20 protein-coding genes are annotated in these 20,690 nt (G+C 32.4%); 7 read left to right on the forward strand and 13 right to left on the reverse strand.

From position 1 onward, the window contains the following. Positions 1-3 precede the first annotated feature (3 nt). On the forward strand, positions 4-411 hold the full coding sequence (locus tag ABZA65_RS00970) for a hypothetical protein (RefSeq protein WP_373069651.1): 408 nt from the start codon (positions 4-6) through the stop codon (positions 409-411). On the opposite strand, the gene ABZA65_RS00975 is transcribed toward ABZA65_RS00970, so the two are convergent. Continuing rightward, complete coding sequence (locus ABZA65_RS00975; RefSeq protein WP_373069653.1) at positions 408-1,421, reverse strand: alanine racemase; 1,014 nt, start codon at positions 1,419-1,421, stop codon at positions 408-410. The two genes, ABZA65_RS00970 and ABZA65_RS00975, sit on opposite strands and share 4 nt — an antisense overlap. Here ABZA65_RS00975 and ABZA65_RS00980 point away from each other — a divergent pair, their 5' ends adjacent. Further along, on the forward strand, positions 1,422-2,423 hold the full coding sequence (locus ABZA65_RS00980) for an agmatine deiminase family protein (protein ID WP_373069655.1): 1,002 nt from the start codon (positions 1,422-1,424) through the stop codon (positions 2,421-2,423). On the opposite strand, the gene ABZA65_RS00985 is transcribed toward ABZA65_RS00980, so the two are convergent. Next, positions 2,413-2,547: a hypothetical protein gene (locus ABZA65_RS00985; protein ID WP_373069657.1), complete on the reverse strand. Its 135-nt coding sequence runs from the start codon at positions 2,545-2,547 to the stop codon at positions 2,413-2,415. The genes ABZA65_RS00980 and ABZA65_RS00985 overlap by 11 nt on opposite strands. Before the next feature lie 102 nt (positions 2,548-2,649). On the opposite strand from ABZA65_RS00985, the gene ABZA65_RS00990 reads away from it, so the two are divergent. The 4 genes from ABZA65_RS00990 to ABZA65_RS01005 are packed head-to-tail and all read left to right on the forward strand — an operon-like array spanning position 2,650 to position 8,512. After that, positions 2,650-4,626 carry a TonB-dependent receptor gene (locus ABZA65_RS00990; protein WP_373069658.1) on the forward strand — a complete coding sequence of 659 codons (1,977 nt, stop codon included), beginning with the start codon at positions 2,650-2,652 and terminating at the stop codon, positions 4,624-4,626. Positions 4,627-4,682: 56 nt separating this feature from the next. After that, positions 4,683-5,750: a flavodoxin-dependent (E)-4-hydroxy-3-methylbut-2-enyl-diphosphate synthase gene (gene ispG / locus ABZA65_RS00995; protein WP_373069660.1), complete on the forward strand. Its 1,068-nt coding sequence runs from the start codon at positions 4,683-4,685 to the stop codon at positions 5,748-5,750. Beyond that, a complete protein-coding gene (locus ABZA65_RS01000; RefSeq protein ID WP_373069662.1) occupies positions 5,750-7,216 on the forward strand; it encodes a replicative DNA helicase in 1,467 nt (488 codons plus the stop codon). The genes ispG and ABZA65_RS01000 overlap by 1 nt, the downstream gene beginning before the upstream one ends. Further along, positions 7,217-8,512, forward strand: coding sequence for a ComEC/Rec2 family competence protein (locus tag ABZA65_RS01005; RefSeq protein WP_373069664.1), 1,296 nt, complete (start codon positions 7,217-7,219; stop codon positions 8,510-8,512). Here ABZA65_RS01005 and ABZA65_RS01010 read toward each other — a convergent pair. From ABZA65_RS01010 to ABZA65_RS01020, 3 genes are all read right to left on the reverse strand, one after another. Further along, on the reverse strand, positions 8,496-9,113 hold the full coding sequence (locus ABZA65_RS01010; RefSeq protein ID WP_373069666.1) for a Crp/Fnr family transcriptional regulator: 618 nt from the start codon (positions 9,111-9,113) through the stop codon (positions 8,496-8,498). The two genes, ABZA65_RS01005 and ABZA65_RS01010, sit on opposite strands and share 17 nt — an antisense overlap. 52 nt (positions 9,114-9,165) lie before the next feature. Then, entirely contained in the window at positions 9,166-9,597 is a 432-nt protein-coding gene (locus ABZA65_RS01015; RefSeq protein ID WP_373069668.1) for a DsrE family protein, read from the reverse strand. 80 nt (positions 9,598-9,677) lie between these two features. Further along, positions 9,678-10,301 (reverse strand): c-type cytochrome, encoded by a 624-nt coding sequence (locus tag ABZA65_RS01020; RefSeq protein ID WP_373069670.1) that lies wholly within the window; start codon positions 10,299-10,301, stop codon positions 9,678-9,680. 127 nt (positions 10,302-10,428) lie between these two features. Here ABZA65_RS01020 and ABZA65_RS01025 point away from each other — a divergent pair, with 127 nt between their 5' ends. After that, positions 10,429-11,577 carry a cytochrome-c peroxidase gene (locus tag ABZA65_RS01025; RefSeq protein ID WP_373069672.1) on the forward strand — a complete coding sequence of 383 codons (1,149 nt, stop codon included), beginning with the start codon at positions 10,429-10,431 and terminating at the stop codon, positions 11,575-11,577. 3 nt (positions 11,578-11,580) lie between these two features. Here the strand turns inward: ABZA65_RS01025 and ybaK are convergent, their stop codons facing one another. From ybaK to ABZA65_RS01065, 8 genes are all read right to left on the reverse strand, one after another. Beyond that, positions 11,581-12,048, reverse strand: a complete 468-nt coding sequence (gene ybaK, locus ABZA65_RS01030) for a Cys-tRNA(Pro) deacylase (protein WP_373069674.1) — start codon at positions 12,046-12,048, stop codon at positions 11,581-11,583. Between the two features lies 1 nt (position 12,049). Further along, entirely contained in the window at positions 12,050-12,619 is a 570-nt protein-coding gene (locus tag ABZA65_RS01035; protein WP_373069676.1) for a flavin reductase family protein, read from the reverse strand. Positions 12,620-12,631: 12 nt separating this feature from the next. Continuing rightward, positions 12,632-16,447: an NACHT domain-containing NTPase gene (locus tag ABZA65_RS01040; protein ID WP_373069678.1), complete on the reverse strand. Its 3,816-nt coding sequence runs from the start codon at positions 16,445-16,447 to the stop codon at positions 12,632-12,634. Next, a complete protein-coding gene (locus tag ABZA65_RS01045) occupies positions 16,444-17,151 on the reverse strand; it encodes a hypothetical protein (RefSeq protein ID WP_373069680.1) in 708 nt (235 codons plus the stop codon). Before ABZA65_RS01045 ends, ABZA65_RS01040 begins: the two co-directional genes overlap by 4 nt. Before the next feature lie 66 nt (positions 17,152-17,217). Further along, positions 17,218-17,664 (reverse strand): GNAT family N-acetyltransferase, encoded by a 447-nt coding sequence (locus ABZA65_RS01050; protein WP_373069682.1) that lies wholly within the window; start codon positions 17,662-17,664, stop codon positions 17,218-17,220. Then, positions 17,665-18,447, reverse strand: coding sequence for a YhjD/YihY/BrkB family envelope integrity protein (locus ABZA65_RS01055; protein WP_373069684.1), 783 nt, complete (start codon positions 18,445-18,447; stop codon positions 17,665-17,667). Between the two features lie 9 nt (positions 18,448-18,456). After that, complete coding sequence (locus tag ABZA65_RS01060; RefSeq protein ID WP_373069686.1) at positions 18,457-19,839, reverse strand: FAD-linked oxidase C-terminal domain-containing protein; 1,383 nt, start codon at positions 19,837-19,839, stop codon at positions 18,457-18,459. Positions 19,840-19,842: 3 nt separating this feature from the next. Further along, positions 19,843-20,619, reverse strand: coding sequence for a plasminogen-binding N-terminal domain-containing protein (locus ABZA65_RS01065; RefSeq protein ID WP_373069688.1), 777 nt, complete (start codon positions 20,617-20,619; stop codon positions 19,843-19,845). Positions 20,620-20,690 lie beyond the last annotated feature (71 nt).

Raw genomic sequence — 20,690 nt, forward strand, 5'->3', positions numbered from 1 at the left:
ATTATGATTATCATCGGGCATAGATTTATACCAAATTTTTTAACAGGTCACGGCAGTTTTTATCACGTTGCAAATATAGATGCTATAAACAACACTCCGCCAAATTCATCTGTACTTTTAGACTATACTGAAGAGAATTTAGAAAGTATAGTATATGCAAAAGAAAACGGTGTAAACTTTTGTTTAAGAGTAGAAAACATCACAGAGATCATCTATGCATCTAACCTTGGAGCATCTTTCATTTTAGTTGATAAAGATCTTGCAAAGACAGCACAGGAGTTAGCAAACAACTACCTATTTGATGCAAAAATACTTGTAAAGATCGAAGATGACGATGAGATAGAAGACTATGCTCTTTTAGGAGTTGACGGAGTTATCTACTCTGATGCGATCATCAAAATAAACTCTTAAATAATCTCTCTTTTAATATACGCTTTTAGAGAAGTTAAGATCTCATAAGAGATCGTTTGAGCCGATCTTGCGACTTCTGTTGCGTTATCAAAAACCAAAATCTCTTGCTTTTGGGATAAAAAGCTAGCATTATCCATGGATATACGACCTATTAGTTTTTCACCCTCTGGTGTCGTGTAATTGTTTGAACAAAGTCTGTGAAATCCGTCTGCATAACCAAAATCATAGTTTGATACAACCTCATCTTCACTAAAGGTATATATACCACCATACCCTACTCTCTCACCTTTACTCACTGCTCTTTGAGAGTTTTTCTCAGCCCATAAAGAAAGGACAGGTTTAAACTCTTTCGTATCTATAGCATCACTTTCAAAACAACCGTATATTGCTATGCCTACTCTAACCATATCTTCATCAATATTAGAATGTCTCATAGTTGATGCTGAATTTGCTGAGTGAAAACGCAGATCATATCCTAACTCTTTAACTTTCTCTTTTGCCTTAGCGAAGTTTTCATTTTGCCAGAACCACTCACTTGTAAGTTCATCTGCACTTCTGTGGTGGGTGAACATCCCCTCAAGTTTTAAGCCTTGTTCTTTTATAAGTTTCAAAGCTTCTTCCAACTCTTCATATGACACACCGTTTCTGTGCATACCTGAATCTACTTTTAGTTCAACTTTTGTATCTTTTGGAAATTTATCTATTTTTTTAATGTCGTTTATTGTGTATCTTACTTTTTCACTTGGCGTTTTGGGTATCTCTGCAAGTACCAATATATAGTCAAAAAAATCTTCTATCATTTTTGCTTCTACATCACATCTTACTACTGCTTTTGTGATCCCGTACTCTTTCGCCATAGTAGCCATCTCGACTATTCCATGCCCGTATGCATTATCTTTCAAAACTACTGCAATTTTATCTATTGTTTTAGTTTTATTTGCGATAATGTCAAGATTATTAAAAAAATGTTTTTTGTTTAGAGTAATGTAAGCCATAAAGGAATTATACATATGAAAAGGTTAATAGCCGAGTTTGAAGAACAAAGTTTTACACAAATTATTTTCCCTCATAAAAATACGGACTGGATCTGCTGTTTGGAAGAGGCAAGAAAAAACTTTGTAAATATTATAAATGCAATCATAAAATATCAAAAATGTTTAGTTGTCTGTACAGATATTGAAGAGACTAAAAGTTATTTTGAAGAAAATAAAAACCTATTTTTCATAGAATATGAAACAAACGACTGCTGGGCAAGAGACACTTCTGCTCTAAGTATAGAAGAGGACAAAGAGATAAAACTGCTTGATTTTACATTTACGGGTTGGGGTGGAAAGTTTGAAGCAGAAAAAGACAATCTTTTAACGAAAAGTATTTCTAAACACTACTCAAAACCTATTGATACTATTGATTTTATATTAGAAGGCGGTGGTGTTGAGAGTAATGGAATTGATGCGATACTTACTACAAGTGAATGTATGCTAAATAAAAACAGAAACAGCTCATTAGATTCAATTCAAATAACTCAAAAACTTAACGACTACTTCGGTGCAACAAAGATCCACTACTTAGATCACGGCTATCTAGCAGGTGATGATACAGACTCACATATAGATACATTAGCCCGTTTTGTTGATCAAAATACAATTATGTACGTAGAACCTCCAAAAAATAAGGACGATGAACACTTTAATGAACTTAAAAAAATGGAAGATGAATTAAAAGTAATTGCATCCCAAAATAGTTATAACTTAGTAACTCTTCCATTTTGTGATCCGGTATATTTTGAAGATGAAAGACTACCTGCAACATATGCTAATTTTTTATTTGTTAACGGAGCTGTTTTAGTACCAGTATACGGTATTAAACAAGATGAAGAAGCACTTAAAATATTTGAAGATTTTTTTACAGATTTAGATATTGTAGGAATTGATTGTTCAACACTGATCAAGCAACACGGTTCACTTCACTGTGTTACTATGAACTTTGCAAAAGGAGTAGATATTACTTTGTAATATTTTGCTCCATTTTTGCATCTTCAGCATCTAAAATGGCCATACCACTCATGATCAGATAAGTAGCTAAACCAAAACCTAAGGCTATTAATATTATACGTTTTATTTTTTCTATTTTACTCATAACGAAATTTTATCAAATTTTTTTCTACTTTATTGTTTAAATTAATGCTTTTTTAACACTCTTTCACTAGACTTCACAAACAACAATTTTTTAGGAGAATGAATGAAAAAAATAATTCCGTTATCATTAATGGCTTTAAGTGCTCTTTATGCACAAGAGATAGAACTTGATAGTATAAATGTAGAATCAACATATATTACTGAAGTAGCACAGAAAGCTCAAAAATCAGCAGACTTGGCAGATGCTCTTAGCACACAAGTTCCAAGTATTGATATGAACAGACGTTCAGGTATAGCAAACGATATTATCATCCGTGGTCAAAAACGTGACAATATCTCTATAGAGGTTGACGGTACTAAAGTATGCGGTGCATGTCCAAATAGAATGGATCCGCCTGTATCACACGTTTTAGCTTCTCAAATAGAAGATATTGAAGTTATTGAAGGTCCTTATGATGTAGAAACTTTTGGAACTATGAGTGGCGGAGTTAAAATTACTACTAAAAAACCATCTGCAAAACCAAGCGGTGAAGTAAATGTCGGTATGGGTGCATGGGGATACAACAAAATCGGTGCTACGATAAGTGGTGGAAACGACATAGTTCGTGCATTAGTTAGTGTCAGCCGTGAAAACTCTGAACAATATGAAGATGGAAACGGTGATACATTAGCAGAGCAAGTTGTAAAAAACGGTGCTCAAATGGGTAACCAATATAAACCTGCTAATGAAGATATGGATGCTTATACTAAAAAAAGTTTAATGACTAAGATTTTTGTAAATCCATTAGATAACCATGAACTTCGCCTTGGATACACTGCAAACAGAAGTGACAATGTACTTTATCCAAATACTCCGATGGATGCCGTAAAAGACGATAGCGATATATACAGTGTAGGTTATAAAATATCTAATATTTCTAACCTATATAAAGATTTAGATATCCAATACTACAAATCAACTGTAGTTCACCCAATGAGTACACAATATAGAAAAGCTTCTATGATGCCGGCAATGGATAAAACAAACGATATGGATTCATCTATGGAAGGTTTAAAAATCATCAATACTTTAGACCTAGCCGGAACTGATATGGATATTGGACTTGACGGAAGTGAGAGAAAATGGAGCGGTGAATATTATAACACTACATCCGGAGCATATTTAGGTAACAGTATTGATGAAACTACCACTAAAAATATGGCGGTTTTTGCAAAACTAAAAAAATCTTTTGGTGATTTAGATCTTAAACTTGGTGCTAGATACGATTCAACTGAGATCACAAATGTTAGTACAATGTTTACAGACAGAGACTTTGATACATACAATGTAAATCTGTTTACAAACTATGCACTTGGAAAGAATAACTCTATCTTCTTTGGTGCTGGACAAGCCAGCCGTGTTCCTGATGCTAGAGAGTTATACTTCAAATCAGGTGGTGTAGTAGTTGGTACACCTACACTAAAAGAGACTGTAAATACTCAAGTTGATCTAGGTTACCAAGTTCAATCTGATAGTTTTGATTTTAAACTAAAAACTTTTTATTCGATGCTTGATGATTATATCTACTACCATAAAGGACAATCTCCTAATGCTTTTGACAACATAGATGCGACTATATACGGTGCAGAAGTAACTTCAACTTATTATGCTACAGATGCTCTAAGCATAGATGCTGCACTTTCATACAAAGTTGGAGAAAAAGACAAAGCATTAGTTGGACAAACAGATACTGATCTGGCAGACATTGCTCCACTTCGCGGTTCTATGGCAGTTAACTATGAATATGCCGCAGACAGCTTAGTAAAACTAGAAGTACAAGCTAGTGACAAATGGAGCGATTTTGACAGTGACAATGGTGAGCAGAAACTAGCAGGATGGGCTGTTGCAAACTTAAGTATCAAACACACTTTAGAGAAAAAATTTGACTTCACTATCGGTGTAAACAACATTTTCGGTAAAACTTATGCTATGAGTAACACTTACTCAGATATTACGCTTATAACTACTGGAGCAGGAGATACTATTCTTCTAAACGAACCTGGTCGTTATCTATACACAAATATGAACTTCAGATTCTAAATTTTATTTAACTCATAAAAGGGTTTTATTATCTCAAAAAAGATAAAATCTCTTTTATGATAAAAAGAGTACCTACTAAAAAAATATATGTCGGTGATGTTGCTGTTGGTGGTGATGCGCCTATAAGCGTACAGTCTATGACATATTCTAAAACTTCTAATGTTAAAGAGACAGTTGAGCAGATCAACCGTCTGCACTTTGCAGGGTGTGATATCGTCCGTTGTGCGGTACCAGATATGGAAGATGCACTGGCACTTAAAGAGATCAAAGAGCAGATCTCACTACCTCTTGTTGCAGATATACACTTTAACCATAAGTTAGCTCTTGTAGCTGCAGAAGTTGTTGACTGTATTCGTATTAATCCAGGAAACATAGGTTCTAAAGAAAAAGTAGCAGAGGTTGTAAAAGCCTGTCAAGAGAGAAATCTTCCGATCCGCATTGGTGTAAATGCAGGAAGTCTTGAAAAGCAGTTTGATGCAAAATACGGTCAAAGTGCAGAGGGTATGGTAGCTTCAGCCGAGTACAATATAAAATACCTAGAAGACTTAGGATTTGAAGATATAAAAGTATCTCTAAAAGCCTCTGATGTTCAGCGTACAGTTGATGCATACAGAATGTTAAGACCAAAAAACAACTACCCTTTTCATTTGGGTGTTACAGAAGCTGGAACTTTGTTTCACGCTACGGTTAAAAGTTCAATCGGACTTGGTGCACTTTTACTTGATGGTATAGGCGATACTATGCGTGTAAGTATTACAGGTGAGCTTGAAGAAGAGATCAATGTAGCTCGCGCAATACTTAAAGACAGCGGTGCTGCAAAAGACGGTCTTAACATCATTTCGTGCCCTACATGTGGAAGAATTGAAGCTGATCTTGTAAGTGCGGTAAGTGAGATTGAAAAGCGTACCAAACATATAAAAGCACCGCTAAATGTTTCAGTAATGGGATGTGTTGTAAACGCCATAGGTGAAGCCGCTCATGCTGATGTGGCTATAGCGTATGGAAAAGGCAAAGGTCTTGTAATGGTTAAGGGTGAAGTTGTAGCAAACTTGGATGAGAAAGAGCTTGTTGACAAGTTTGTCCATGAGGTTGAAGAGATGGCAAAAAAAGAGGAAGATAATTAATGCAAGAAAACTTATATAATCTGGCTTTTGAGAGAAGTATTTTAAGTTCAATCGTATTTGAACCAGCTCAGTTTGACGAGTTAAGCACTGCACTAAAAGTAGATGATTTTTATCTTCCTGCGCACCAAGATATATTTAACGCTATGATGAAGCTTTTACAAAAAGATCAGCCGATCGATGAAGAGTTTATAAAAAAAGAGCTTGTGGCAGTTAAAAAGTTTGATGAGCAGGTTATGCTTGAAATATTATCAGCCAACCCAATCTCAAACACAAAAGCATATGTTGAAGAGATCAAAGACAAATCTCTAAAACGCCATCTTCTTACTCTAACTACAGAGATCAAACGCGTAACTGTTGAAGAGGAACTTCCATCTGCGGAAGTAGTTGATATAGTTGAGAAAAAACTATACGACATTACGCAAGATAATCAGACAAGTGACTTTAAAGACTCACCTCAAATGACCTTTGATACTATGGAGTACATCAAAGAGATGAAAGCTAGAGGTAACTCAGTTTTAGTTGGTGTAGATACAGGGTTTAACGAGCTAAACAAGATGACCACTGGTTTTGGTAAGGGTGATTTGGTTATTATCGCTGCTCGTCCTGCGATGGGAAAAACATCTTTTGTACTAAATACAGTAAACTCTATAATCACAGCAGGTAAAGGTGTGGCTTTTTTCTCTTTAGAGATGCCGGCTGAGCAGTTGATGTTAAGGCTTCTATCTATTCAGACATCTATACCACTACAAAAACTACGTGTTGGTGATATGAGTGATGATCAGTGGACTAGTCTTGGCGGTGCAATTGACAAGATGAACTCTGCTAAACTATTTGTTGACGATCAGGGTAGTATCAACATTAACCAGCTTCGCTCAAAACTGCGTAAACTGAAAAATCAGCATCCTGAGATCGAGATTGCCGTGATCGATTACCTTCAAATTATGCAGGGAATCGGAAACCAAGACAGACACCTTCAAGTATCTGAAATCTCACGTGGACTTAAAATGCTTGCACGTGAGCTAAACATACCGATCATTGCACTCTCACAACTTAACCGTGGTCTTGAGGCTCGTAACGACAAACGTCCTATGCTAAGCGATATTCGTGAGTCTGGTTCGATTGAGCAGGATGCGGATATTATCCTATTTGTTTACCGTGATGACGTTTACCTTTACAAAGAGGAAAAAGAGCGTGAAAAAGCTGCCAAAGCTGAAGGTAAAGAGTTTATACCTACATACGTTGAAAAAGAGGAAGAAGACGCTGAGATCATTATCGGTAAACAGCGTAATGGACCTACAGGGCATGTTAAACTTGTATTTCAGAAAAAACTTACAAGGTTTGTTGAACCTAGTCCAAGAGTTATTGAGACAGCTTTTGAAACTGTCGATACAAAATCTGCAAATATGGATGTCGGTGACATTCCTGAGCCTGCTCAAAACGACTCAATCTCAATGCCGACATTGTAGATGCAACTACAAAGGATAGAACTCTTTAATACTAAAAAAGAGTTTTTAGCCTTTCTTGGCATCTGTTTATTCATCCTTTTTTATGCACTCCTTATAGAATACAACAACTATAAAAATCTTACAAGATTTGATAGCGCTCTTGTAGATGCTGAAGTTGTCAAACAATACACTAAAACAAAACAAACAAAACAAACTAAAAATTCTAAATCTAAAAAGTATCAAGTTCTAAAACTAAAATCTGATCAAGGTTTTTATTTTTATACCTCAGTTAATAAAAATTTTCCTAATGTTAAAAATAAAAAACTAAAACTTGAAATATTTGCAGGTGAGATAAACTTTTATGAATATATGACCTACTTTTACGCTTATTCTAAAGTTTTAAATATCGATAAACATATATCTCTCAGAGAAAGCCTAAATACATACATTGCACAACTACATAAAGACAAAAATATAGCTTCGATCTACCAAGCACTCTATACAGCTACTCCCCTTCCGACAGATCTACAAAAAATTTTTTCAAACTTAGGAGTGTCATATCTTCTTGCTATTAGCGGTTTTCATCTTGGAGTACTTGCAGCTGTATTGTTCTTTTTATTCAAATTTCCTTACAAGTTTTTACAACAAAAATATTTTCCATATAGAAGTTACAAAGTAGATTCGTTTATATTTATAAGTATTACTCTTTTGGTTTATCTGCTGTTTTTAGATTCACCACCATCTCTTCTTCGAGCTTATGCAATGCTGATAATTGGATTTTTTCTTTATGATAGGGGATATAAAATAATCTCTATGCAGACACTTCTTTTAACAGTTATCCTACTGCTTTGTATATTTCCAAGACTATTTTTCAGCATAGGATTTTGGCTGAGTGTTAGCGGAGTATTTTATATATTTTTATTTCTCATCCATTTCAAACATATAAACAAAGTGTGGCAGTTTACACTCATCCCTTTTTGGGTATATCTTACAATGCTTCCTTTTTCACTTGTGCTGTTTGGAAACTTTAGTTTATATCATCCACTCTCAATACTCTGGACAACACTGTTTACTCTCTTTTATCCTCTAAGTATACTTATACACATTATAGGGCTAGGAGATATTTTTGATTCTATGCTTACCAGTTTTTTAACTCTATCAGAAGTAGGATATATTGTAAATATTAGTTTTATCTACCTAATTTTGCATATATTATTTTCATTTGCAAGTGTATTTAAAAAATATATACTTTTTGTATTATTTTTAGAATCTATATCTCTTTTTTTATACTTATTTATTTCTAAAGCAGCGTTATAGATCCGCGGGAAAGTTTTATATTACCAGAGTTTTCAAGTTTTTTTAGGTTTCTGCTAATTGCTTCCCTTGAAACACCCAAAATATTTGCTATCTTTTCATGTGTGATTTTTATAGTATTTTTTCCTTGCACATAGAGCCAATTTAACAACCTTTGATCTAATTGGTCAAACTTAATAGACTTAATCAGATCCATTACTATTCCAAGTCTCTCTCCACATAACTCTATTTTAAAATTTCTGTAACTTTGAGAGTTGTTAATAAGCCATAAGACATCCTCTTTTGGTATCAGCCAGCCCTCAATAGATTCATCTACGACTGCAGAAGCCAAAGTCGGAGTTTGAGTAACTGTACTAAAGGTATTTACTAAACATTGTTCACCGGCAGATATATAATAAAGTGTAACTTCACCTTTGTCAATATTTTCAGGAGTTATGTAGACCTTAACTTTTCCCTGTTTTAAAAACAATATATCCTGATTGATATCACCTTCATAATAAAGTTGTGAACCGATAGGAAGGGATATAAATTTAGAACTTTTTTCAATTCTCTCTTTATCCTCTTTTTTTATATCGTTAAAAAACTCATATTCAAATAGATCCATCGTTATCCCCTCTATATTTACTGGCTAAACCAAAGCGGTTTAACCATATTTTTTAAAAAGACAATGTTTGCGTATTTGGTGCGAACAGAGCACCATATGCTTGAGAGCCACCTATAATTTTAACACCTTTTACTACATCTTTCGCTTGAACTTCTTGAAATTTTGCATTCATACCGCATATAACTACGGCTCCACCTTTCTTTACCAAAGATGACAACATATCTTTTATAGTGCTGTTTGTAGGTCCAAATTTTTCTTGCTTACCATTTTTCAGTGCGTATTTAACACTGTTTGAGTTAATAAAAACAACAGTTTTTACACCTGCATCCTGCATAGCGTTTGCAATAGCCACTCCGCTACCGCTTGATTTAAAATCACCTGATGATAGTGAGATTAAAAGACGTTTAGACTCGTCCGCTTGTAAGTTAAAAGCCATAAGCATTGTTATAAACATTACGCCTATGAATTTATTTATATTATTCATTTTATTCTCCTTTATTAATGAATGTAAAAAGAAGTTTAGAACAAAACAAAAAACTACTCAGTGATCTGAATCACACAAGTTTATTTTTGTATACTTCTTATATAGTTTGCAAGCGCTTTTATCTGTATTTCCGAAAGTTTATCTGCAAAAGAGTCCGGCATAGTGCCTATTACACCTTTTTTACCATTTTTTAATACGGTTAATACTAGCTCGTCACTATAGTATTTTATATTTGGAGCTACATACAATATTCCCTCTCCGCTTTCATCGTGACAAGATGCACATACACTCCAAGCTTTTGGTTTTTTAGTCTTCATACCGTTTGCAACATATGTCGCAACCTCTTGGGCTTCCATTTCGTTTACTAAACCAGATGGCATACCTGATGGATATATTGTTTTAAAATTGTTAGAGCCGTTTTTTATAATATCTAGTACTGTTTTTTTCGCAATTCTTTTGGTATGATTATGAGCTTTACCATTGTTACCTTTTCCATCCATACCATGACAAGATGAACAAAAAACTTCATAAGTCTGCTTACCGATAGTTTGAAGCTTTTTTTCATTAATTTGCTCAACCTTAGTTTGTTTTATCCTTGCTTCTGAAGAGAAAGTTTCCAAATTGATCAAACCTAACACTACAAAAACTTTTGACACAAGTACAAGTACCAATAATCCAAAACCGCCCACTAAAAAATATTTCATAGCAATTCTCCTATATATTAATGATTATAAAAATATATCAACATCTATTTTTTTTATGTGTGATCCCGGTCACATAAATAAAAATCTATATCTATTATGATTTGTAAATTAAAAGAAGGAGTTCATAATGAAATACATCATATTAATATTATTAACAATCAATCTTTTCTCATTGGAAGATTTAAAACTGGTTGAACTCGCTTATAAGAGCGGTTTGAAACCTGTAGCACAAGATTTTGAAACCCTCTTAAAAGATTTAAATTCAAGTGTTAACGATCTTAGTAAAGATAAAATTATCTTAGGTAAAAAACTTTTCTTTGATAAAAACCTCTCGTTAAACAAAGATATAAGCTGTGCATCTTGTCACAACTTTAATCTTGGTGGTGCAGATGCCAAACCAACGGCAATAGGGCATAAAAGTCAAGAAAACCCCTTTCATTTAAATACTCCAACTGTTTTAAACACTGCATTTTCAAAAAAGTTTTTTTGGGATGGCAGAAGTGAAACGCTTGAAAATCAAGCCAAAGGACCACTTCAAGCACCTTTTGAGATGTCTATAACTCCGCCTTTAGCTGAAAAAAGAATATCTGAAAATAAAGCGTATATAAATATGTTTAAAAATGCATTTAGCACACAAGATATTACATTTGATAAGATTGCAGAAGCTATATCTTCGTATGAAAAAACTTTGGTCACAAGAGGCAGATATGATGATTTTTTACTAGGGTACTTTGAGAAGCTTTCGCAGAATGAAAAAGACGGTATGGAACTTTTTATAACAAAAGGTTGTGTAGGTTGTCATAACGGTATAGGTTTTGGTGGTCAAGCGATAAGAAAATTTCCTCTCTCTTACCACACCATATGGAGTATGAAAAAACCTAATGAGATCAAAACACTTTTAAATAAATATAATAATTCTTTAGAATCGCAAATACAAAATAGTGATATGAAAATTTTAAAAGAGGGCTTTTCTTCTACTAGTTCTTTATCTTGCGATGAGTGTCATAAAAACAATACCGGTGTAGCTTTTCCGTTTGAGAACATAGGCGGTTTTACGGGTTCAAGAAAACACAAAGGATATTTTAGGGTACCGCTACTTAGAAATGTCGTAAAAACTGGACCATATTTTCATAACGGCGAGATAAAAGAGCTAAAAGAAGCAGTAAAAATGATGGGCTTACACCAACTTAGAATAGATCTAAGTGATATTGAAATTGAAAAAATCATATCATTTTTTAAATCGCTTAACGGTGAGATAGTAGATTTTACAAAATAGAGTTTATAAACCTGCTATTTCAGCATAAACAGCTTGAAGAAGTTTTTTCAAATCAGACGCTGAGAGTTCAACTTCAAGACCTCGTCTTCCTGCACTGACAAAGACACTATCATACTCAAATGCACTCTCATCTATAACAGTTTTTAGTCTCTTTTTTTGTCCCAGCGGACTAACTCCGCCTAAAATGTATCCCGTTGCGTTTTCAACATCTTTTGGATCAGCCATCGCAACTTTTTTCACTCCAAGTGCTTTTGCCATGTTTTTCAGACTCAGTTTTGAAGACACCGGAACGATCCCAACCGCCAACATTTTGTCACTTTGAACTACCAAAGTTTTAAAAACTCTGCCTGCCTGCACTCCCATTTTCTGTGCAGCCTCTTCACCGTAAGAGCTTACACTGGTGTCGTGTTTATACTCGTGAACAGTATGCGGAATTTTTTGCTTTTTCAGTAAACGTATAGCAGGTGTCATGTTATTTAACTCTCGTACTATCTATTAAATACTCCATACCTACTCTTCCTATGTTTTCCAAATGGATATGATTTTTTTCATCAATGTTTTCATCTGCTATGTAAATATGATTTATTTTTAGTATTATAGGCTCGAACCTACTACCTATATCTACACTTTTTACATACTCGCAAAACAAAGCACACTTTGCATCTGCAACCATAGGTGGAAAAATTTCTAAAACCTTTTTTGCTTTGATATTAAATTTTTCACATTCACTTTCATCTTTTGGTAAAGCTTCTGCTGAGTTTTTAAGTTCTTCCAAAAGCTCTTTATGAGCAAAGTTGATAGTACATACTCCACTTTTCATAATGTTAGCAAGAGTATCTTTAGGCTCACCGTTTTCTTTGTGCCCAATAGATACGATCACAAGTGGAGGTTCTGAGCTTAAAGGTGCGAAGTAACTAAATGGTGCTAGATTTACTATGCCTTCATCCTCCGTAGTTATCCAAGCGATCGGACGAGGGAAGATCGTATTGCTCATGATGGAGTATTTTTTTGATTCGTTTAGTGTTGAGAAATCTGTGATCATATTTTTTATCCCTTATTTTCTTAAATCAAGTAAAATGATTTCAATTTTATTTTTATAATTACTAGGTATTTTATTTTTTAATTCTTCTAAAAGTTGTTTTGGTGTTTGTTTTATCTCAGCAAAATAAAAAATAAAATATATTCCATATTGAATATTTGATGATTCATACAGATACTGTTTAATTAATTGTTCCTCTATTCCTGCAAGTAACTCTTGATTTTTATCTTTTTTACACTCTACTTGAACCTCAAAACGATCATTGTTTTTATACTTTATATTTAGATCAACACGTTTATTAGCTTTTTCATATTTTTCACGTGTTAGTACCAATTCATTATTATATTTTTTTAAATCGTTTAGCAAAATATCTCTACACGACTCTTCATCTTTTGGTTGTGTTACATTATAAAACTTATCTTTTTCATTATCTCTATTCATCTGTATAGTATTTACTAAATCATTTAATTTGATACAAACATCCTCAAAAAAGTCTTTTTCAGAAACAATTGACTTTTTTAATAAAAAATCTTTAACATATTCAATTGAATAGTGTCCATATCCTTGAGCATCCATTTTAGATTGTTTTTTTTCATCTATTGCATTCTTTATTTTGTTAGTCCAAATATCGTTTTCATGCTCTTTAAGTAATTCCTCGCATTCCTCTAACATAAACCTTTTTAAAACTTGATTGGTTAAAAAACTTGCACATATATTTTTGCTTGATTGTATACCATTTACACTTTTTATTGACTCTTCTGTATTAAACGCTAGCATCATTTTACTCACGGCTGAAACTTTTTTTGGATTTGGATAAAGCTTAAAAATCTCAAAATTGTTATGGGAAAATACACCATGCATAGCAATTGCCATTTTCATTGAAAATTCTTTGCATTCTTTACCTGTAAAACATTCAAGAACTTCTATTATTACTTTATTTGAATCGTCAGAATATAATTTTAATTGTGTCAAATCTTCTTGCGAAATATTAAAGTTGAATACACTCAAAAACTCATCAATAAATGAGTCTTTAAAACCTCTTTGATTGTAATCATTAGTCATAGCTAAAGTTTTAAGAGACTTAATATCTGTTTCATTTTCTATATATTTCATCATTAAGTTTTCAACTTTAGGAATATAGTTCGATACCAAAATACGAATATATTCTTTTTGTGTAGCAAGAGCAAAAGCATTATCAACTTTTTCATGAAAATCAGCTCTTTTAATATTTCCAACATTACTTGATAATAAAGAAATAATATATAGATACTTTATAAAACTCTCATCTTTTATTTTTTCAACAATTTCATTATTATCATTATTTAATGCTAATGCGGCATAATACATCGTGTCGATATTTCGTTTATTACTCTTATTTTGAGCCAAGTGTTTAATAGTTAATATTTCAGGCTCAATCCATTCATTAAATATTGATGTTCTTAAAAGTTCTTTGAGTCGTTCATAGGTCTTTTGAGTGATAAATTTTAACTCTTTTTTTTCTCTTTCAAAATAGACAAATTTACTAAACCAATGTAAATCATTAAATGATTTTTGTATCTCTTCATCACTTTTTTTTGCAAAATGTTCTTCATTATCTTCAAGTTCTTTTTGCTCTTTTTTTCTTTGCTTCTCTATTCGTTTTTCATCCTCAATTTCCCATTCTGCTTTAGGAGGATTTAACCGCATCTCAAGTTCTCTTTCTAATCCAAATTCTTTTGCTTTAGCTTGCAGTTCAACTAATGGGATTATGTTTTTTTCTTCATCTCTTGGAGCATATGATACGGCATCCAGTAAAAGTGTTTTGTTTATTTCCATATCTATATCAAAAGATAAAAAGCTCAATAAGGTTTCATATTGATTATTTGGATTTTTTAAATTAAAAAAATACTGAAAATTAAAAAATCTAAAACGTTCTTCTTTAGTATGCGTTAGTTCATCTTTAATATAGAATTTAAAAAGCTCGTTTGCAAGTCTTTGCATTTTTTCGTCATATTGTCCATCTGTTAATCGCCATGAAAAGCTATCAAAGTCAATTGATTCAAAATCTTTGTAATATTTAGATTTAAAATATTTCAATATTTTATAAATTTCTTCTGCATTTAACTCTTCATCAAATTTAAGAACTGTATTTAGAAAATACAAATCCACAAAATGTTTGATAGTATCTTTAATAATTAACTGTTGATTATTATCTTTCTTATGTAAACTAAATTGATGTATCTCATCAACTAATTGTCTTTGTTTTTCATATGGTGTATCTTCAAGAAAATAACAGTAACTCATAATTTCTTTTGATGAATACGTTTTAAGATACTGAACTACACTTTCAGGCGTTATTATTGTGGGATAAAGCTTTCTTAATATAGCTTCTTTTATCCGATCATTTTCATCGTCTAATTCATTATTTTTAATTTTATCGAGAACTTCAACCAAAAAATCATCTTCATTATTTAGTACTTCGATAAGATTATCTCGGTAATAATCTGCTATTGAACTATCAAGAATTTTTGCCTTTATGCTCTTTCGTAGATTAATTCCAAATTCTGTTGCACCCTCAAGAACAGAACATATAAAAAATATATAGTGACTTTTAAATGTTAATTCATCATTTAATTCTTGAATAAAAAATTCTTCTAATCTTGAATCATAAAAACCTTGTAAATCTAACTTGTGATTAAACTTATAAAAATATGGACTTGTTTGAGCATATTGTTTAATGTCTTTCATTATCTCTTTTTTCTGTTCAACATCAAACAATGCATTATCTCCATGAATAGCTTGATAATAAGGATCAACTGCAATAAGTTCATGGTTTTTACTTATAGAACAAAGCCAAGCATATGTTCCTCTTAATTCAGTTGGAATTTTATTACTATCTGTAAATAAGCTCTTAATCCTTTTGACGTTAAGTCCAACATAACTATTTAAAACATTGTTTGCAAGATAATTCCCTGCTAAAAATTCGGCTATTGTTCTATGACTAAACTTATGTTCCGTAAAAAGTTTAGTGTTTAAAATGGTATTGAGTTTATCCAGTGGAAAATCTGTTGTGGCAATACTTTCAAGAATTGTTTCATTAAACAGATCGATACTAGAAAAAATATAGAAAGTCGCTAGATAACCTCCAAATTTGAATGTTTCTTCCTCACTTAAAGTATTAATCTTATTTCTTTTGTATCGTGGGTTATTCTCCCTTGTATATTTAGTATACTCTTTATACAACTCACTTTTGCCAGCAATTTTAAGTTTTGGATTTTTAATATATAAATCTGCCATCATTACAAACATTTGTGGATTACTTATTAATCCTTTGTCAGATAAACTCTCTACAAATTCTTCAGGGTTATCAATCTGCATCTTTGTTGCTAATTCAAGCTGTTGTGAATAGTTTAATGGGAGAATCCGATATATCTCTACTTCTTTATTTATTTCATCTCTTAAAGCGTTTTTATCATCTTCTCCATACCAATCCATTTCTCTACATGAAATTATCACTTTTGTATTTTTGAGTGATGATATTTTAGAACCTAACTTTTCAATGACAAATACTTTATCACTAGATGTATTCCTAAACTCATCTAGTCCATCTAAAAACAAAATAGGTTTTGTAGTAGTTTTTTCCAAGTCAATAAAATTTTTAACATTATAAATATCTACTGATTCTTGGTTACTTTCCTGATACATTTTTAGAATAGATGATTTGCCACTACCAGGGGCACCTAATACAACAATAACATTGCAGTTGGATTGCTCTAATATTTCATAAAATTTAAATTGTCTTGATTGTTCATTACTATCCAGTTTTTCAAGGTGTAAATCTATATAAGTCATAATAATACTCCAAGTACATCTTCAAAAGGTCTGTCAGTACTCCCAAATTTATTGATATAATATCTGTATATCCAAAGATATTTTTTTTGAATTTTCGGATTTTCTTTGTAATAATTCAATTTACTATGTAACATATTTTCTAACTCAATATCTTTTTGAAGATAGTCGATAAAATATAGTGTGTCTCCATTTTCATTTACTGTTTTATTTAGTCCAAATAATTCTTCTTCAACCTCTAATCCACAAATGAAACGTATTTGTTCAATTGTCTTATTATCTGTTCCTATAATTGCATGGTGTACCACTTTTTCTTCCATTTTAACTGCACGAGAAAGCCCATTACCCATCATCAAAAAATCTTCATCATCTTCTTTAGTATTAAAATGACTACCAACAGCTATACCACCCCGAATAAAATATTCTTCTTTAAGTATAAATTGAAATTGTTTTATTGCGATCTCTTCAAATATTTCACGAATATCATTATAGTTTTTTGAACCAATTTTTAAAACTATACCATCAGAAATAACTTTCAAACCATAGCTTTTTTTGCTTAAGAATGTTGTTTTAAAGCTATTTAATAATTTATTTAGTTTATTATAAGCTCTTTCATCTTCCAATGCTTCAGAAAATCCTAATATATCTAACCAAATAAATATTGCTTCATTATTATTGATGGCACTAGGATTAACATCTGGTATCAATATACTCTCCTAATAAATACTACATTTTACTAAATATTACAAGTATTATACTCTATAATAATAGCACTACTTTTTATCTGAAACCATCTCACTAACCAAACCAACTTCCAAAGTCCGTTCTTGATTTTTAAAAATAGCCATAGCGGTGTTCATCTTAGCAAACCCTAGTTTTGCGTAAAACGGCTCTTTTCCTAGGTTTGCATATAAAATTATTTTATTGTGTCCTTTGCTGAACTCAACAAGTTTACTTACTATCTCTTTGCCGATCCCATGCCCTTGATAACCTGGATCAATTGCCACGTCACATATGTATGAAGCATCTACACCATCAGCCAATGCTCTGCCCACACCTATAATTTTTGCACCATCATACACAAAACACTTGTATCTGCTATTTGTAAAAACTGTTTTTAGATCATCTGCTTTTTTATCTCCAAGGGGAGCTATTTTGTAAAGATGTGAAAGCTCATCCCAGTCAACGTTTTCACATTCATATATCCATTTTAAATTCATCTAAAGATCTCTTTTGTTTATATAGTTACAAAAGTTAAGACCTTGTAGGTATATAAACCATGAAATATATACCCATAAAAAGAGAAACATTAAAATAGAAAAAGAGCCGTAAAGTGTATTGTATGAATGGTTTATAAATACATAATATATAAACATGTTTTTGGCTATGCTAAATACTGTAGTCACAGCTAATGAACTTAAAGCCGCAGCTTTAAAACTAACCTTTACATTTGCAGATAATTTAAATAATATAAAAAACAAAAGTAAAATAATCACATATGGAATTAAAGGCAAAATATCTATCCCTGATGTTAAAGAATGCGATTCAATTGCACCAGCTAAATAAACAGATATATAAAATGTTGCACCTAAAGAGAGAGGTGTTATTATAATGATCAGCACATAAATACAAAGAGTCTCTAAAAAACTTCTTTGTTTGGCTTCAAATATATTATTTACTACATATTCATAGTTTTGAAAAAACAATAATGATGATATGAGAAGAAGAACAAAACTAAATAGACTCATCTCTAAAGAGTGTTCTAAAAACTTATCCAGATAACTCATAATAAGTTCATGATTCACTGGTAAAAAGTTACTTACTATAAGGTTTTGAATCTCTTTATAGATCTGCAAAAAAAGATCGGAATATGAGACAATACTCATAAGTATTAAAAGTAAAGGTACTATTGAAAATATTGTATAAAAACTCAAAGAAGCTGCATGTAAAGACAGCTCCTTATCTAAAACAATGTTGTAGAATTTCTTTACTAAAGCAAACATAACTTAGCTTTAGTTAAGCCCCATTTTTGAAGGGTTTAAAATGTTGTTTGGGTCAAATGCCATTTTGATAGACTTAAATAGAGCCATCTCCTCGTCTGTAAATGCCATACCCATATATGGAGCTTTTGCAAGCCCTATTCCATGTTCACCACTTAGCGTACCACCTAGATCAACCGTAGCTTGGAAAACTTCTTCAATAGCCTGATAAGCTATTTTAACCTGTTCAGGATCGCTTCCATCAACCATTACGTTAGTATGTACGTTTCCATCACCTGTATGACCAAAACAAGGTATATTGATTTGATACTTATCAGCTATGGCATAAAACTTTTCAAGTAGTTCAGGTAAAACTGCACGAGGAACCGTCACATCTTCATTTAGCTTTTTACTTCCATATACACTTAATGCAGGTGAAGCGTTACGACGTGCGAACCAAATATCTGCAGCTTCTTTATCATCTTTAGCAATTTTAAACTCAGTACATCCATTTTCAAAGAAAACTTTCTCAATCTGAGCAAGCTGGAAGTTTAGATCATCTTCTAAGTTTCCATCAACGTCAGTTACAAGAAGTGCACCTGCATCTACAGGTAAACCTTTGTTAAAAGTCTGCTCAACAGCACGTATAGTCAAATTATCTAAAAATTCCATAGCAACCGGTGTTACACCGCTTGCCATAGTTTTATAAACAGCTTCCATAGCATCGTTAACTGTTGGAAATATTCCCATAGCAGTTTTTGTCATTTTAGGTTTTGGAATCAGACGAAGTGTGATCTCAGAAAGAACTGCAAGCGTACCCTCGCTAGCTATCAAGATACCGCTTATATTGTAACCTGCTACATCTTTGATAGTCTTTTTACCAGCTTTAATAACATCACCGTTTGGAAGTACTGCACGAGTAGCCATTACATAATCTTTTGTGATCCCATATTTTGCAGCGCGCATTCCGCCTGCATTTTCACTAACGTTTCCACCGATTGTAGAGTAGTCTTGGCTTGCAGGATCCGGCGGATAAAAAAGACCAACCTCTTCTACTGCACGCTGAAGTTCCATATTTACAACACCAGGCTGAACTACTGCAACCATATTCTTAAGATCAATCTCTAAGATCTTATTCATATGTTTCTCCATAGCTAACACGATACCGCCGTTACTAGGAAGTGCACCGCCAGTAAAACCGCTTCCAGCTCCGCGTGGTACAATCACTATTTTATGCTCGTTACAATATTTTAAAATAGCAGAGATATCTTCTTCACTTCTTGGAAAAATTACAGCATCAGGTTCAAATCTCTCACGTGTAGCATCATAAGAGTATGCGATTAAATGTGCTTTATCACTGTAAACATTATCATTTCCAACTATACTTTCAAAATGTTTTATGTGTTTTGCATCCATCTTTTACTCCTCTGTCTCTTTGTTATTTTCTTCATAAGCTTCATAAGCTTTTTTTAGTGTTTCATCTTCAGGATTATATTCTATTAAAAGTTCATAATAATGAGGTTCATAATCTTCAAGTTCATCACTACCCTCACCAAACCAGTTTGCGTCTATCTCTTCTACACGGCTGTAAAAAGGCAGCATATCTTTCTTTTGTTCTAATGAAACATCTGATGTATGAAGTATTTTAAAGCTTTTAGCATCCAAAGTATATAGTTTTGAGTCTAAATAGATAAAAATTAAGCCTATATATGAAGATGAAGTCATATGATCAAAATCTTCTTTTAAAGGTGTAGGATGACCGTTAATTGATAAAATAGTCGCAAAAATATCAGGATGAAGCCATTGAATATCTGATGCGCTTTTTGTTATTTTGTTATAAATTTCAGAAGTCGGTGCAATAAGCAGTGCTCTTTTGTAACCAAAAGCCATGATTACAGTATCACCCTCTTTTATAATCCATTTACCAGATGGTAAAGCAGTATTACTCAAGTCTTCAAAATCACTTAGTTTTAAAACAGCTACACTGTCTTTAAAACTCTCTACAACTGCACTTTTTACAATACTTGAGTGATCTTTATCTAACTTATGAACAACAAATCCACTCATTCCTACGTCTATCTTTTCAACTTTCATAGTAGCTGTGTCATTTTCATGATCTACACTTGCAATAGTTGATTTTAAAACAGAACCGTAAATGGACGACAATAAAAACATTAACGTAAAAATATACTTCATCTAACTTCTTTTTATAATTTTATTGCGATTATATCGCAACTAAGCTAATTTTTGATAAGGTTACAAAAATA

Source organism: Sulfurimonas sp. (assembly GCF_041583195.1).
Classification (GTDB): domain Bacteria; phylum Campylobacterota; class Campylobacteria; order Campylobacterales; family Sulfurimonadaceae; genus Sulfurimonas.